At 59.4% G+C, this 16,080-nt stretch carries 13 protein-coding genes; 6 read left to right on the top strand and 7 right to left on the bottom strand.

The features are described from left to right. Nucleotides 1–63: 63 nt before the first annotated feature. Nucleotides 64–1,356, top strand: a complete 1,293-nt coding sequence (locus AN476_RS08695; RefSeq protein ID WP_054460829.1) for an O-acetylhomoserine aminocarboxypropyltransferase/cysteine synthase family protein — start codon at nucleotides 64–66, stop codon at nucleotides 1,354–1,356. Nucleotides 1,357–1,442: 86 nt separating this feature from the next. On the opposite strand, the gene AN476_RS08700 is transcribed toward AN476_RS08695, so the two are convergent. Further along, nucleotides 1,443–2,162, bottom strand: coding sequence for an SIMPL domain-containing protein (locus AN476_RS08700; protein WP_054460832.1), 720 nt, complete (start codon nucleotides 2,160–2,162; stop codon nucleotides 1,443–1,445). Between the two features lie 173 nt (nucleotides 2,163–2,335). Here AN476_RS08700 and AN476_RS08705 point away from each other — a divergent pair, with 173 nt between their 5' ends. From AN476_RS08705 to AN476_RS08720, 4 genes are all read left to right on the top strand, one after another. Beyond that, nucleotides 2,336–4,894 carry a hypothetical protein gene (locus tag AN476_RS08705; protein WP_054460833.1) on the top strand — a complete coding sequence of 853 codons (2,559 nt, stop codon included), beginning with the start codon at nucleotides 2,336–2,338 and terminating at the stop codon, nucleotides 4,892–4,894. 122 nt (nucleotides 4,895–5,016) lie between these two features. Then, nucleotides 5,017–5,472 (top strand): Lrp/AsnC family transcriptional regulator, encoded by a 456-nt coding sequence (locus tag AN476_RS08710; protein ID WP_054460835.1) that lies wholly within the window; start codon nucleotides 5,017–5,019, stop codon nucleotides 5,470–5,472. 62 nt (nucleotides 5,473–5,534) lie between these two features. Beyond that, on the top strand, nucleotides 5,535–6,755 hold the full coding sequence (locus tag AN476_RS08715; RefSeq protein WP_054460838.1) for a PAS domain-containing protein: 1,221 nt from the start codon (nucleotides 5,535–5,537) through the stop codon (nucleotides 6,753–6,755). Nucleotides 6,756–6,950: 195 nt separating this feature from the next. After that, nucleotides 6,951–8,834, top strand: coding sequence for a monovalent cation:proton antiporter-2 (CPA2) family protein (locus AN476_RS08720; protein ID WP_054460840.1), 1,884 nt, complete (start codon nucleotides 6,951–6,953; stop codon nucleotides 8,832–8,834). Between the two features lie 62 nt (nucleotides 8,835–8,896). On the opposite strand, the gene cobT is transcribed toward AN476_RS08720, so the two are convergent. Next, on the bottom strand, nucleotides 8,897–9,913 hold the full coding sequence (cobT, locus tag AN476_RS08725; protein ID WP_054460842.1) for a nicotinate-nucleotide--dimethylbenzimidazole phosphoribosyltransferase: 1,017 nt from the start codon (nucleotides 9,911–9,913) through the stop codon (nucleotides 8,897–8,899). 100 nt (nucleotides 9,914–10,013) lie between these two features. Here cobT and AN476_RS08730 point away from each other — a divergent pair, with 100 nt between their 5' ends. Next, nucleotides 10,014–10,772, top strand: a complete 759-nt coding sequence (locus AN476_RS08730) for an adenosylcobinamide-GDP ribazoletransferase (RefSeq protein WP_054460844.1) — start codon at nucleotides 10,014–10,016, stop codon at nucleotides 10,770–10,772. A gap of 81 nt (nucleotides 10,773–10,853) precedes the next feature. Here AN476_RS08730 and AN476_RS08735 read toward each other — a convergent pair whose 3' ends face one another. The 5 genes from AN476_RS08735 to AN476_RS08755 all read right to left on the bottom strand — a co-directional run bounded on the left by AN476_RS08735 (nucleotide 10,854) and on the right by AN476_RS08755 (nucleotide 16,058). Next, complete coding sequence (locus AN476_RS08735; protein WP_054460846.1) at nucleotides 10,854–11,366, bottom strand: CarD family transcriptional regulator; 513 nt, start codon at nucleotides 11,364–11,366, stop codon at nucleotides 10,854–10,856. Between the two features lie 332 nt (nucleotides 11,367–11,698). Further along, nucleotides 11,699–12,037: a ferredoxin FdxA gene (gene fdxA, locus AN476_RS08740; protein ID WP_054460848.1), complete on the bottom strand. Its 339-nt coding sequence runs from the start codon at nucleotides 12,035–12,037 to the stop codon at nucleotides 11,699–11,701. A 64-nt stretch (nucleotides 12,038–12,101) separates the two neighbouring features. Next, a complete protein-coding gene (locus AN476_RS08745) occupies nucleotides 12,102–12,476 on the bottom strand; it encodes an RNA-binding S4 domain-containing protein (RefSeq protein ID WP_054460850.1) in 375 nt (124 codons plus the stop codon). Nucleotides 12,477–12,482: 6 nt separating this feature from the next. Then, a complete protein-coding gene (locus tag AN476_RS08750) occupies nucleotides 12,483–15,425 on the bottom strand; it encodes a helicase-related protein (RefSeq protein ID WP_054460852.1) in 2,943 nt (980 codons plus the stop codon). 63 nt (nucleotides 15,426–15,488) lie between these two features. Next, nucleotides 15,489–16,058: a tetratricopeptide repeat protein gene (locus tag AN476_RS08755; RefSeq protein WP_054460854.1), complete on the bottom strand. Its 570-nt coding sequence runs from the start codon at nucleotides 16,056–16,058 to the stop codon at nucleotides 15,489–15,491. Between the last annotated feature and the right edge of the window lie 22 nt (nucleotides 16,059–16,080).

The raw sequence follows: 16,080 nt of genomic DNA on the forward strand, positions 1-16,080 counted from the left end.
GTTGTGCCTTCGGGCAAGCTGCCCTACACATTTGCCAACAGTTTTGATCAGGGAGACTAAAAAATGACTGATGCACCAAGCTATGGCTTTGACACATTGCAAATCCACGCCGGAGCCAAACCCGACCCGGCAACTGGCGCACGGCAAACCCCAATCTACCAGACCACCGGCTATGTGTTCCGGGATGCTGATCATGCTGCCGCCCTGTTCAACCTGCAGGAAGTCGGATTTATCTACTCCCGCCTGACCAACCCCACGGTTGCCGTTCTGCAAGAACGCCTGGCCACACTGGAAGGCGGCGTTGGCGCGGTCTGCTGCTCATCGGGTCATGCGGCCCAGATCATGGCCCTGTTCCCGCTGATGAGCCCCGGTTGCAATGTGATTGCCTCGACCCGGCTCTATGGCGGCACTGTCACCCAGTTCAGCCAGACCATCAAACGCTTTGGCTGGTCGGCCAAATTTGTCGACACAGACGATCTGGAGGCAGTTGCCGCAGCCATCGACGAAAATACCCGCGCGGTCTTTTGTGAATCCATCGCCAATCCAGGCGGCTATGTAACGGATGTACGCGCCCTGGCAGATGTCGCGGACACCGCAGGGGTGCCGCTCATCGTCGACAACACCACAGCAACCCCCTACCTGTGCAACCCGATCGCACAGGGCGCGACCCTGGTAGTACATTCCACCACCAAATACCTGACCGGCAATGGCACAGTTACGGGCGGTGTGGTGATCGACAGCGGCAAGTTCGACTGGTCCGCCAGCGACAAATTCCCCTCCCTTTCGGCCCCAGAACCTGCCTACCACGGTCTCAAGTTCCACGAGACCTTTGGCGGCCTCGCCTTCACCTTCCACGGCATCGCCATCGGCCTGCGTGATCTGGGCATGACCATGAACCCGCAAGCGGCGCATTACACCTTGATGGGAGTCGAAACCCTGTCCCTGCGCATGCAGCGTCACTGTGAAAACGCAATGACCCTTGCCAATTGGCTCGAACAGGACGCGCGCATCGACTATGTGACCTACGCGGGTCTAGAAAGCTCCCCCTATTATGACCGTGCGCAGGCCTGCTACCCCAAGGGCACCAGCGGCTTGTTTACCTTTGCGGTGAAGGGCGGCTATGACGCCTGCATCAAACTGGTGGATTCGCTAGAGATCTTCAGCCATGTCGCCAATCTCGGCGACACCCGTTCGCTGATCATCCATTCCGCCTCCACCACCCACCGCCAGCTCTCTCCCGAACAGCAGGAAGCTGCCGGAGCAGGCGCCAATGTTGTTCGCGTCTCGATTGGCCTGGAAGATGCTGCCGACCTGATCCGCGACCTGGATCAGGCCCTGACCAAAGCCTGCGGCTAAGGCCCATCGCAACGTAAACCTATGAAGTAAAAAAGAAAGGCCGGGCAATCGCCCGGCCTTACATGTCGCTTTACACGCCCGGCCAATTACTCTGCTTCTGGCACCACCAGATCAAAAATGACCTGTACAGTGTGCGAAAAGCTCAGTGCGCCCGCCTCGATTGGCATGGCATCACTGCGAGACATTTCCAGAGCCATCATCGGCGCTCCGCCGCCATGATCCTGATCAGTAATGCGGCGCACCGGACCCAGTGTAACACCCGCGGCCTCCGCCAGCAGCTCAGCTTTGTGACGCGCATTCGCAACGGCCCGGACCCGCATCTGGTCTTGCAGAACCGCGTGATCTTCCACGTCAAAGCGCAGTCCTTGGAACTGATTGGCACCTGCCCGCAGGACCCGGTCAAGCACCTCGCCCAGCTGATCCAGATCCCGCACCCGCAGGTTTAGGGTATTGGAGGCCGCAAAACCGGTGATGCGGCGCTGCCCCGAGCTGCCATAGGACCCGCCATCAGACCAAACCGGATGCAGCGAGATCCGCTGGGTCTGCAGATCCTCGGCAGCGATCCCCACCGCCCGCAATTCCTGCACAACGGCAGACATATCTTCCGAGACCAGGGCCATGGCTTCGCCTGCCTCCTTGGCCTCCTTGCTGACACCCAATGTGATCACTGCCAGATCAGGCGCGATCTCGATCTGCCCCGCTCCGCTGACAATAAGCTGGCGCTCCGGACTGGTGTCGGCCCTAAGCGTCGCCCCAAAGGTTAGCGCTATCGCCAGGGCGGTTACCAAAACTGTCTTTGTTTTCATTGCTGAGGCTCCTTTGCTCTGCACATAGATGGGGATGGCAGATCGCCGCTGACAAGGGGAAAAACCGCTCTTTTCCTTTCACTCGGCGAAGACCTGCTTTATGGTCTGACCAGACAGCCTGAAAGGACTCCTCGCGGTCCGGGCACTTAAGATTTGGATGGTTTGACCGCATCATGAAACCGGAGTTTGCTCTTTCTCTTTCCGCAGAGGGTATTGTTCTGCTGCATCGTGCAGCCGGAGGCTGGCGCAATGTGGGCTCAGTTGCGCTTGAGGCTGCGGATCTGGCAAGCGAACTCGCGGCGCTCAAGGCCAAGGGGGACACTCTGGCTCCCAAGGGCCTGTGCAAGCTGATCATTCCAAATGATCAGATCCGTTATTTGACCATTGAAACCGGCATTTCCGACCTGGAAAGCCGCCACCGTCTGGCAACAGCTGCTTTGGAAGGGGCCACCCCCTATCCGGTCTCCGAGCTGGCTTTTGATCTGTCCGAGGACGGCAGCCAGACCCATATCGCAGCTGTCGCTCAGGAAACCCTGGCCGAGGCAGAAAGTTTTGCGCTGGAGAACGGGTTTAACCCCGCCTCTTTTGTTGCGACCCCGGGGGAAACCGGCTTCCTCGGCGAGCCCTTCTTTGGCACCGCCTCGTCGCTTGGCGAAGGGGACGTGACCCCCGATGGCATTGCCGTGGTTGATATTGGCCCGGCAGCCCTGCCCGTCGCTGCCCCAACGCCCCCTGCCAGCCCCGCTGTTGACGCAGCTGTTGCTGAGAACAACGCGGCAAACCCCGGCAAAGTCGAAGCCTTGCCCAAGGCACCTGCCGAGATTGAACCGAAGGGTGAATCCGCCGCCAGTGATGCCGAAGAACCCGGCCCCATCGCCGGCTTTAGCACTCGTCGCCGCAGGTCGCCGGATGCGGCCGCGCAGCCTGCCAAAGTCGCGCCCACAAAACCTGCGCAACAGCCCGATACCAAGGTAGCGCCCCCCAAAGCTGTAGAGAAACAGCAGGCAAAGGCAGCGCCCAGCGTCACCGCGACCGACCCAAAGACGCCTGCGACCAAGCCCGTCGAAGCGCCCAGTCCAATAGCCGGGGCAAATCCCGGTGTCACTGTGGCTCCCGCCCCGCCCGCAACGGCTAAGACTTTGGCAGGAAAAGAAACACAATCTACACCCGTTTCAGGAAAGGCCCTCAATTCGTCGGCCGCATCCAGCCCTGCCGTGCCCCCAGCCCCCGGCGCGGCTCCGGCCAAGCCTGTCGCCATCAGTGGCGCAGCAGCGAAACCGGCAAAGAGCCTTGAGACCGCCCCCAAGGGTGAGGCAACCACCAGCCAGAAAAAGCCCCGCTTCCTTGGACTGATCCTGACAGCCGGTCTGGTGTTGGTCATGGTCGCAATCGCAGCCTTTGCTCTCTTTTCCGAGGGGGGATTGTTCTTCTCCTCCGAGCGTCCGCCGCTTGAGCAAGGCGAGGAGGCGCCGCTGGACGGCCCACCGCCTGCCTCCCTTGAGGAAGAGCCCCGCATCGAAGCCGAACCTCCGGCCGCCAGTCTTGCAGATCCAAATGATCCTAGCACTCTTCCGCTAAGCCAGCTTGATCCAGCGCCAGACGGCATCGCGCCCCAGGTGAGCGCAATCCCCGGGCAGGCAGATCCGGGTATCGTTGAGCTGAGTGATTCAGCGGATAACCCCGAAATCGCAAGCCTAGAACCAGGCGGTCAATTGGATGCAAGCACGGGCCAGCCCGTGCTTGATGCGTTAGAAGGGCCAAATGCTGAGCAAAATCCCGCCGACGAGGCCCTGAGTGAAGCCGCTCTCTATGCTGCCACCGGCATCTGGCAGCAGGTCCCCGAAATTGCCGAGGCCCCGGCGCTGGTTTCGCTTGATGACATCTACATCGCCTCAATTGACAACAGTGATCTGTCGCAGGATGCCGTGGCGCTGCCCGTTTCTCCGCAAACCAACCGTGATGCCACACCAGATACGCTCAGCTCTCCCGCAGCGGCAGGCAGCAATTTTGACCTTGATCCCCGCGGTTTGGTGACGGCCACGCCCGAAGGCACGTTGAACCCTGATGGAGTCATGATCTACCTTGGGCGCCCCAGCATTGTTCCGCCCGAAACGCCCCCCCGCACCACAGCCCAAGAGGTTGCAAACGAAGCTGAAAACGCCCGCCTGGCCACACTTTCGCGGGTGCGTCCCCGTCCCCGACCCACTGATTTGGTGGAACAGGCCGAACGCGCCCTTTTGGGCGGGTTGAGCCGCGCGGAACTGGCGCGGATCCGCCCTCGGGCGCGCCCTGCCAGCCTCAAGACCGAAGAACAGGAAAACCAACCTGTCAGTGATCTGGCCATTGCTGCATCCACCAAACCGCGGGCACGGCCAGCGAATTTTGCCAATCTGGTGGATCGCGCCACCCGGCAACGCGCTGCTGCGGCGGCAACCCCTGCTGCGGTTGCGACAGTTCCCACCCCCTCCGTTACCCCCAGCATTCCGAGTTCCGCCTCGGTGGCACGTCAGGCTACCGTCAAGAATGCTATCAATTTGCGGCGTTTGAACCTTATCGGAGTATCCGGAAAACCCTCGAACCGGCAAGCGCTGGTTCTGATGCCAAGCGGGCGAACCCGCCAAGTCCGGGTTGGCGACCGCCTGGACGGCGGAACCGTTGTGGCAATCAGCGACAGCCAGCTGCAGTACCAAAAGCGCGGAACCAATACGACGCTGAAACTGCCGGGCAACTAAGCGGCATCTAAATAAGACATGTGATGAAAATCAAACGCAATATCTGCGGGGTTTCTTCATCATTTCCTTTACCACTGCGCTGATCACGCGCAGAATTGGCAAGATTCACGAAAGACCCGCAGATGCTCGACCCTATAGACACCAAGCTTCTTGCCGCCTTGCAAAAGAATGCCCATCTCACCTCGCAAGAGCTGGGCGAGCTGCTGAACCTATCTGCCAGCCAAGCCGGTAGGCGGCGACTGCGACTGGAAGCCGAGGGTTTTATTCAGGCCTACTGCGCCCGGCTTGACCCGACAAAGCTTGGACTAACCGTCCAGGGTTTTGTGCATGTGAACCTGGGCAGCCATGGGCCCGAACAATCCCAAAGCTTTAGCCGCCTGGTCAGCACCCGCACGGAAATCACCTCGGCCTGGACCATGACCGGCGAGGCCGACTATCTGCTGCGCGTCTATTGCCGAGATTTGCAGGCGCTTAACGAGCTCATTCACGAAGTCCTTCTGCCACATCCGGCGGTCGCCCGCGTCCAAAGTCAGATCGTAATGGCACAGTTAAAACGCGATGCCCCTTTGCCGACTTAACAATAATGGAAGGTTTCCACTCTAAAGGTGGCGGGTGAATATTCATTTAGTGGAGCCCTCCATTGTCCTTCCAAGACCGTCGTTTAGAAGCCCGCCCCTCGACTGGTGAAGCCCCATTTGCCCTGAATGAGGTTTTCTTTTCCCGCACGGATGACCGTGGGGTGATTCAGGCCGGGAACTATGTTTTCAAACGGGTTGCGCACTACCAGTGGGAAGAACTCATTGGCGCCCCACATAAGATCATCCGACACCCTGATATGCCAAAGGGTGTTTTCCAGCTGTTCTGGGAAACCATCAAATCGGGTGAAAACATCGGCGCCTATGTAAAGAACAAGGCCAAAGACGGGCTGTATTACTGGGTTTTTGCGGTGATTGTCCCCTGTGACGGCGGCTATCTTTCCGCCCGTATTTCTCCCAGCAGTGAATTGTTTGAAGAGGTCAAAACGGTCTACGCCGAATTGCTACAAGCCGAGACAAACGAGGAGCTCAGCCCGGAGGAAAGTGCGCAACGATTGCTGGAGTGGGTGCGCAGCAAAGGTTTCGGCAACTACCGTGAATTCGCCACACATGCGTTGAGCGAGGAGCTTCTGGCGCGTGATGTCGGCCTGGAACGCCCGAAGGATCCAAAGATCTCTGACCTGCGCAGAATGATGTCCAATGCCGAAGTGTTGGTGGGCGAGACCCAGGGCCTGGTCAAAGACTTTGATGCGATGCACACCATCCCGCACAACCTGCGCGTCATCGCGTCACGAATTGAGCCCTCGGGCGGTCCGGTGACTGTTCTGTCGCAGAATTACGGTGCCATGTCGCGCGAAATGTCAGATTGGTTTGGCACTCATGTGATCGGGGAAAACAGCAACTTCAACACCATCAAACAGGCTGTTACCAACAGTCTCTTTGTCGAGGGCATGGCACGCATCCTGAACGAATGTAACGAGCACCTGAAGATCGAAAGGCGTAGCTACGAAAACGTCGACATGGAGGCTGAGCGCAAGATCTTGAACGACTTGGTAAAGTTCGAAACTGACCGCGCCCGCAAAGGTGCCGAGGAAGTGGACCACGAGGCGGAACGGATCATGCGGGCCTGCCAAGTCATGCACCGTCAGTTTCTCGGGCTCAGCTCGACCCGGGTTCTGTGTAAAATCGAAAGTGCGCGGCTGCCTGAATCTGGCGAAACCCTGTCTGATATCATTGACCAGCTCGGGGTCTTCCAGGAACGCATCTCGCGCCGTTTGGACGATATCACCAAACTCAGCAATGAGATTCGGATGATGGAACAATAGGTTCGGATCTGGCTGATTTTGCAGTTCGATTGACCAAAACACCTACGGCGGCGCGGGGAAACCTGGCCGCCGTTTCCCATTGAGAAACGGATCAACCCGCTCCTGTTGCCCCCCCTTTAGGCCAGATAAAACCAACCCTTTCACAATCTTGCTAAAACCGTTGCCAAGGCGCAAATCGCTTGCGATACCCAATGTATGGACGCATTTCTGTATCAGGCAACAATCTATCTCGCTGCTGCTGTTATCGCAGTTCCCTTGGCTTCCCGGCTCGGACTTGGGTCCGTCTTAGGCTATCTGGCTGCCGGCATTATCATCGGCCCGGTTTTGGGGCTGGTTGGGGCTGAAACCGAAGATCTTCAACATGTAGCGGAATTCGGCGTCGTGATGATGCTGTTTCTCATTGGCTTGGAGCTCGACCCGCGGGCGCTCTGGGCCATGCGGCATAAACTTGTCGGGTTGGGGGGATTGCAGGTCGTCCTGAGCACCCTGGCGCTCATGGTTGCCGGCCTAGTCGCAGGCGAGACCTGGCAGGTGAGCCTGGCGATCGGCCTGGCCCTGTCGCTGTCCTCTACCGCGATTGTACTGCAGACCCTGTCAGAAAAAGGTCTGATGCAGACCGGTGGCGGGCGGGCTTCCTTTTCGGTTCTCCTGACGCAGGATATTGCCGTCATTCCGATCCTGGCGCTGCTGCCCCTGCTGGCGATGAGCGAAGTGCCCTATTCCGGTGGCGCTGCCGTTCTCGACCATGCTGACACCGGCAGCCATGCGGCTGCAACACATGAAGGGCTCTCATTGGTTGCAGGACTGCCCGGATGGGCCGTGACTCTGACGACGCTTGGCATGATCGGCCTCATCGTGCTGGCGGGCATCTATCTGACGCAACCGCTATTTCGCTTCATTCACGCCACCAACCTGCGCGAAATGTATACGGCCCTGGCGCTGTTGATCGTGGTCGGCATCTCCTTTCTGATGACCCTCGTTGGCCTTTCCCCGGCGCTGGGGGCCTTTTTGGCGGGCGTGGTTCTGGCCAACTCTGAATTCCGCCACGAGCTGGAAAGCGATCTCATGCCCTTTAAGGGCCTGTTGCTGGGGCTCTTCTTCATCACGGTGGGCGCGGGCATCAACTATCGGCTGCTGCTGGCCGAGCCCGGAGATCTCCTGGGACTTGCCCTCTTGGTAATCCTGGCTAAGGGCGTGATCCTGTTTTTTGTCGGCCGGGCCTTTGGCTTGAGGCGCCGCAATCACTGGCTCTTCACCCTCAGTCTTGCCCAGGCTGGTGAATTTGGCTTTGTCCTGCTCGCCTTTTCCAGGCAACAAAATGTCATTCCGGCGCCGCTGGCTGAAAAACTCTTGCTAGTCATTGCGCTCTCGATGCTGATCACCCCGCTCTTGTTCATCCTGTATGATCTGCTGTCCCATTACATGGGAGATTCCAGCGTCGAACATGAACCGGACGAAATCGACGAACAGGGGCCCGTCATCATTGCCGGCATTGGCCGCTTTGGCCAGATCGTCAATCGGCTGGTGCGCGCCAGCGGTTTCAAAACCATCCTGCTCGACAATGATATACGCGCCGTGCAGCTGATGCGCCGCTTTGGCGTCAAAAGCTTCCTGGGCGACCCCACCCGCCCCGAGCTGCTGAAGGCCGCTGGCATTGCCAAAGCCCATGTCCTGGTTGTGGCACTGGATGACCCGGACAAGACCACAACGATGGTAGCCTATGTGCGGCGCACATATCCGGATCTGCATATCATCGCCCGCGCCTATGACCGCAACCATGTGTTTGAGCTCTACAAGGCCGGAGCGGATGACATCGTCCGAGAAATGTTCGACAGCTCGCTGCGCGCGGGGCGCTATGTTCTCGAAAAGATTGGCCTCAGCGAATATGAGGCCGCCCAGGCCGAACAGACCTTCTATGCTCATGACCGTCTCACGGTGCGTGAACTGGCCTCGCTTTGGCAACCCGGCACCCCGGCCAGTGAAAACCAGGCCTATATCAACCGCTCGCGCGAGTTGGAGAAGGATCTGGAGACAGCCCTGTTGGAGCTGGCAGAGAAAAAGGAACAGGACCGATCCTAGCATAGAAAAAGCCCCGCGCTGCGCCGCGGGGCTTTCTGTTTCGCTAGTCTATGTCGCAGGGATCAGCCGTCGGAAACTCCGGCTTCGGCAAAGGTGGCCATCCCACTGTGGCAGGCAATCGCCCCCTTCAGCACCTGAATGGCCAGCGCCGCGCCAGAGCCTTCGCCAAGACGCAGACCCAGAGACAGCAAGGGCTGTTTGCCCAGCTGGGCGAGCAATGCCGGATGTGCATTCTCGGCGCTTTGGTGGCCGGCAACAGCATGGTCCAATGCGCTCGCGCTGGTGCGCTGCAGACAGGCCGCAGCGGCGCAGCAGATGAACCCATCCAGGATCACCGGGATCTTAAGAAGGCGAGCTGCAGCGATGGCACCGGCCATGGCCGCGATTTCGCGCCCGCCCAGACAGCCCAAAGCATCCAAACCATCCTTGATCGCGGCTGCGTGCAGTGTCGCGCCTTCGCGCACCACGCGGGACTTGTTAGCCAGCCCGGCGTCATCAACCCCGGTGCCACGCCCAGTCCAATCCTCGGCCTCGCCGCCAAAGAGCGCAAAGGCCAATGCCGCAGCCGGGGTGGTATTGCCGATCCCCATCTCGCCAACCACCAGCAGATCTGCAGTCGGATCAACCGCTTCCCACCCCGCCTGCAAACCCGCAAGAAGCTCTGCCTCCGTCATCGCTGGCGCTTTGGTGAAATCCTGCACCGGCTTGTCCAGATCCAGCGCATGCACATCCATACGTGCCCCTGCCAGCTTGGCCAATTGATTGATCGCCGCACCGCCATGTTCAAAATTGATAACCATCTGCGCTGTCACCTCGGGTGGAAAGGCCGAGACCCCCTGGGCGGTGACACCGTGGTTGCCCGCAAAGACAATTACCTGAGGTGCGGTGATCTGGGGGCGATCGGTACTGCGCCAGCCCCCATACCAGATCGCCAGATCCTCCAGCCGTCCCAGGGCGCCCGGGGGTTTGGTCAGCTGGCCGTTGCGCGCAGAGGCCGCATCAACAAAAGTCTGATCCGCACCCGCGGCCGTAGCCAGGTGAGAGCGGAAGTCGTCAAGAGAGGTCAGGGTTGGCAGCATGGAAAGCCTCGTTGCATCTGGGTGGTGGACGCGCGTAAATCAGGTTTCAAACTGTTTAGCGGCTCCGGGCTGCTTCGCAAGTCCCGCAAGAGGCCCACACATGCGAAAAAACGACATATCACTGGTGGATATCGCTCTGGCGCTGGTTCTGTTGACCCGCCTGCCCCTGCCCCGCCTGTCTCAGGGCCATTTTGAACGGCAGTCCCGAGCGGTTTGGGCCTTTCCTCTGGCCGGGCTTTCCATCTCGCTGCCTGCCTGTTTGTTGGCCCTATCGGCCCTGACGCTGGGCCTGTCGCCGGGTATAGCAGCCGGGATGTTTTTGCTGGTGCAAGTGCTGTTGACCGGAGCCATGCACGAAGACGGGCTGGCCGATTGTGCCGATGGATTTTGGGGAGGGTTCACCCCCGGTCGGCGTTTGGAGATCATGAAAGACAGCCAGATTGGCAGCTATGGCGTGCTGGCGCTTATCTTTGGGCTGGGGCTGCGCTGGCACGCCCTAGCACTGTTGCTCGACCTGGGAGCGAACTGGAGCTTGTTGAGCCTAGCGATGCTGAGCCGGGCGATGATGCCGGTTCTGATGCGATGGCTGCCCAATGCCCGCCAGTCCGGCCTATCGCAAAGCGTCGGCCGCCCGACCCGGCGGGCCATCGGCCTTGGTCTTGGCCTCGCCCTCGCGCTGTCTCTGCCCCTGCTGGGGATTGCCAGCCTTGCCATTGTCGCGGTGCTGTCGCTGATGACCCTGGGGCTAGGTCTACTGGCCCGAAGCAAGATTGGTGGACAGACCGGAGATGTTCTGGGAGCCTGTCAGCAGATCTGTGAAATCTCTGGCATGCTGCTCCTAGTCGTCCTCTACGGCTGAGGTCCAGTAAAAAGCCCGCAACCAAAGGTTGCGGGCTTTTTGAATTCCTGCGGTGATCAGACCCAACGCTTGGGGAGCGGATCAGGCCGCGACGCGAGAGGTCAGAACATCGCCAACCTGTTTTGCTGCCAGGATTTCATCACCACCGGCAACGGCGGCCACTTCACGTGTCAGGCGCTCAAGCGCGGCTTCATAGAGCTGACGCTCTGAATAGCTTTGTTCCCGCTGATCATCGGTGCGATGCAGATCTCGCACCACCTCGGCGATGGCAATCAGATCACCAGAGTTGATCTTTTGCTCATATTCCTGGGCGCGACGCGACCACATGGCGCGCTTAACCTTGGCCTTACCCTTTAGGGTTTTCATCGCCTGCGCGATCACATCCGGCGAGCTGAGCGACCGCATGCCGACTTCGATGGCCTTATTGGTTGGCACCCGTAGGGTCATCTTGTCCTTTTCAAAGGTGATCACGAAAAGCTCCAGCGCAAAGCCGGCCACTTCCTGCTCCTCGATCGAGATGATCTGTCCAACACCATGGGCCGGATAAACAACATATTCGTCAGGACGGAATGCGAGCTTCTTCGATTTTGTCATACAGGTCTTTCCTTGCTCTAGAGATCGGGCCATCCCAAAAGGCAGTAGGCCCGACGCAACAACGGCAACGCTATCGCACCCGGCCTGCATCGCAGATCAGGGGCTCAATCGTTACCGTGGTTCAATTCCCCAATCCGCGTGCTGATTCAGCACTGCGCGGCAAAATGGGATCCAGTTTCATATACATCTGGAAGAGATCATATCACAAAATGCCCCACTCCGAAAGGCGAAGGGAGGCATTTGCTGCGAATCAAATCTGAATTTCATTCCTTCCAGCGGCTTTTCCGGTCAATACCGCATCCCGGAGCACCCGAGACTGCGACAAAAACCGCTCAGCCGCCCTCGCCCGGGGCTTCGGAGAAATATTTCTCGAGCTTGCCTTGCTCACCATCGCGCTCTTCAGCATCTGGCATCGGGTCTTTTTTGGATACGATCACTGGCCACATTTCGGAATATTTACGATTGAATTCAACCCATTTATCCATGTCTGGCTCGGTGTCAGGGCGAATAGCATCAGCCGGGCATTCGGGCTCGCAAACACCACAATCGATGCATTCATCCGGGTGGATCACCAGGGTGTTTTCCCCCTCGTAGAAACAATCCACCGGGCATACCTCTACACAATCCGTGTATTTGCAGGCGATGCAGTTATCCGTAACGACATAGGTCATGCGGGTTCGGTCCCATTTACTGTTTGGCCACTAGCTAATTCAGACTCGCCACTTCTTCAAGATGTCACGTGAAGTCCTGCTGGCGGGAAAGATCAAGCGCTCTGCGAGACTTTTTGTCCGGACGTCCTTTTCCCTCAAAACGCGGATTTGCGGGCAGAATGTCCTGTTTTGGCGTCTTATCGAGATAAAGCGCCTGCGCCTCTGGAGCAGGTCCACGGCGTTCGCCAATGGCAACAACCTCGACCACGCGAATCTGTCGCCCCTGTGGGAAGCTCAGAACATCACCCGCGGTAACGTTCTGAGCCGTTTTTGCAACCTTGGTGCCATTCAAGCGAAGATGTCCGGCGCTGACCTGTTTGGCGGCCAGGCTGCGGGTTTTGAAAAACCGCGCATGCCACAGCCACTTGTCGATCCGGATTTTCGCCGCCCGAGGCTCCATCCGGGGTCAGTCCCCCTGCTTCAGCCCCATCAGAGCTGCCGCAAAGGGGTTGTCCGGATCAATCTGCTTTTCCTTCTTGGGAGGACGGGCAGAATAAGTCTTGCCCCCCTGTTGCTGTGGGCGGCCTCCTTTTTTTCCACCGGGCTTGCCACCGGGGCGTCCGCCAGGCTTGCCGCCAGCGCGGTCCCCGGAGCGACCCTGACCACGGGGCTTGCCGCCGCGACGGTCCTGACCAACCTGGCCGCCTGCGCCTTCGGCGTTTTGGCTCTGATTGCCACCCTGACCACGGCGCTGACCGCGATTGCCGCCACCCTGACGGGCACGACCACCCCAAGCAAAGGTATAAAACACCTCGACCTCGGCCGGGGCATCCCCCGCAGCCTCAGGAGCCGCCTCAGATGCACCCTCGACGGAAGGCTCTGCACTGGTGTCCTGAACAGCATCCGCAGCGGCAGGTGCCGCCTCAGCGGCCTCTGCCACTGGCGTATCCTCGGGTTTGGCCTCGGCCGATTCCGCTTCGGTTTCGGTGGCCCCCTCTTTGGCGGCCTCACTCGGGGCCTCCGGAGCGGCCTTCACCTTGGCGCGCTCGCCTTTTTCAGCGCGGTAGCCCAGGCCCTGCATCAGATCGGCAAATTGTTCCAGTGTCATGCCGGTGATCGACAACATATCCGCCTTGGCTTCAAAGCCGCCACGGCTGTCCTCTGAGCGCAGCATATCCGCCAGACGCTCGAGCATATCGATACGGATCATCCGCTCGCCTGCTTCGCGGTAGCCTGACATGGTGTCATAGCCCTGCGGAGCCTCTTTGGCGGCAGGAACGGTCACCAGACCGGGGGGCGGCGCCTCGGGGAATTCCTGCACACCATTTGCCAGCGACCACAGCACCAAACGCAGGCGCGTTGGGGCAGGTTTCAGCAGCAAGGGCATAAAGATGGTAAATTGGCCAAAACGGATGCCATGTTTGCGCAATGCGCCACGGGCATCCTGATCCAGATCCTTTACTTCCTGCATCACAGTGTGACGCGGCAGCAGGCCAAGACCCTCAACCAAGCGGAACGCAAAGCCACGGGCCAGCCCGGTCAGCTCTTCGTCTTTTTGTAGATTGATCAACGGCTCGAACAGGGCCTGAACCTTGCGCGAGATGAAATGCTGCAGGCGGCGCTCCACCTTCTGCGCGACATCCGCACCAGCGGCATCATCCACAAAGACCTCGACCAATGGATTCAGCGGATCAGCGCCTGCCACCAGTTTGCCCACAGCAGCATCGCCCCACATCAGGCCGCCCTGCTCGGTGAAGTCGATTTCGGTATCGGGCGCATTGTAGAAACGGTCTGCGCGCAGATGGAATTGCGGCGCCAGCGCCTGCAGCGAGGCAGACTTCAATGTCTTTGCCTCGGCACCCTGTGCGCTTTTGTCCGGGGTAAACCGGAACCCGTCCAACCGTCCGACGAATTCGCCTTCGACGGTTACTTCACCCTTGTCATTCACTTCGGCCAAAAGGGCCTCCTTCTGTTTGAGCCGGCGCAGAAGCACGGATGTGCGCCGGTCCACAAATCGCTGAGTCAAGCGCTCGTGCAGCGCATCTGACAACCTGTCTTCTACAGCGCGAGTCACGCCACGCCAATGGCTTTCGTCACGCAGCCAATTTTTACGCTGAGAGACATAGGTCCAGGTCCGAATAAAGGCCAGGCGCTTGGAAAGTGTGTCAATATCGCCATCCACCCGGTCGATCCGTTTGATCTGACGCGCCAACCAGTCGTCCGGAACCACGCCACCGCCGTGCAAATATTCAAATATCCCGCCAATCAATGACGCGTGCTCCCCATGCGAGATGCCACGGAAATCGGGGATCCGACAGACATCCCACAACAGGCGAACGGATTGTGCATTGGTTGTGCGCGATATTATGCCGCTGTCGCGGGATAGAAACTTCAAAGCTCCCAGATCATCGGCCTCTCGCGCCCGCACCAGAACCTCATCCTCGGGCAGTGATTCGAGCGAACGGATCAAGGCCTCGACCGAGCCAAACTGCAGGTCTGTCGAGCGCCAGTTGAGTTTCTTGAGCGGCGTAAAGCGGTGTTCCATGATGGCTTCGGCCACCTCAGGCTCCAGTGGGCTGGCATCGCCGGTGACGCCAAAGCTGCCATGGCTCATGCCGCGCCCGGCCCGACCCGCGATCTGCGCCAGTTCATTTGGCGCCAAGGGCCGCATCCGCCGCCCATCAAATTTACTGGTGGCAGAAAAGGCCACGTGATCAATATCAAGGTTCAGCCCCATACCGATCGCATCGGTTGCAACCAGATAGTCGACCTCGCCATTCTGATAGAGCGCAACCTGGGCATTGCGGGTACGCGGGCTAAGCGCCCCCATCACCACGGCCGCTCCGCCTTTTTGCCGCTTTAGCAATTCAGCAATAGCGTAGACATTGTCTACTGAAAAGCCGACGATTGCAGTGCGCGGCGGCATCCGGCTGATCTTTTTGGAGCCGCCATAGACCAGCTCGGACATGCGCTCACGGCGCAGGAATTCGACCTCGGGCACCAGCGCCTTGATGGGCCCCCGCATGGTATCGGCCCCCAGAAACAGCGTCTCATTGGTGCCGCGCGCGTGCAGCAGCCGTTCGGTAAAGACATGGCCCCGTTCGGGATCGGCGCAAAGCTGAACCTCGTCAATAGCAAGGAAATCACAGCCCATACCTGGCGGCATCGCTTCCACCGTGCAGATCCAGTATTTGGCGCGCGGCGGCACGATCCGTTCCTCGCCGGTGACCAGCGCCACCACTGAGGGGCCGCGAATGGCGACGATCTTGTCATAGACCTCGCGCGCAAGCAGCCGCAGCGGAAAGCCCATGATGCCGGTACGATAGCCAAGCATACGTTCAATCGCATAGTGTGTTTTGCCGGTATTTGTCGGCCCCAAGACCGCCAAGATCCGCGATGCGCCTGCCATCTGATCAGCCCTTGTTCTGCCTTGTCCTAGAGGTCGAATATGACATCCAGACGTCAGGTCGGCTCAAAGATCCTTGCCTGCCACCTCGGGCCGCAGACGTTCCAGCGCGCTGAGTACTTCCTCGTGATGGGGATGTATAGCCTTGGCACGCAAATAGGCCTCATAGGCGCGTTTGGGGGAGCGGAATTGCTCAAACACCGTGCCCAAAGCGTAGATCGCGTTGTAATCGTTGGGATTGAGCGCCAAAGCGCGTTCCAGATCCGCAACGGATGGCCCATAGGCCCCCAGCGCATGATAGGCGCGGGCACGCTGATACCACCCATAAGAGAAATCCGGCGCGTGGTCCGTCAGGGCCGTCAGATGCTCAAGCGCCGCCTGCAGATCACCTTCTGTCATCGCCTTGGTTGCCCGCGCCAACAACAGGTCCATTGCCGCAGAGCCGCTTTTGCGCCAGAGCGCCTGCAACTCCCGGTCCAGACCGCGGGCCACCTCTGCATCAGCGGAAACCAGCTGATCCAACAGGTCCGATTCGGTCGTAGCCGCGCCTGCAGAGATTGCCAAAGGCATGGAAATCGTGACTGTAAGCAGCGTTGCCGCCACGATAGCTTTGAGGTTCAGGTGATTTGCAATCATGATGGCCCAGTGTAACCCCGTG

This window comes from Phaeobacter sp. 11ANDIMAR09, from assembly GCF_001294455.1.
Taxonomy (GTDB): Bacteria; Pseudomonadota; Alphaproteobacteria; order Rhodobacterales; family Rhodobacteraceae; genus Pseudophaeobacter.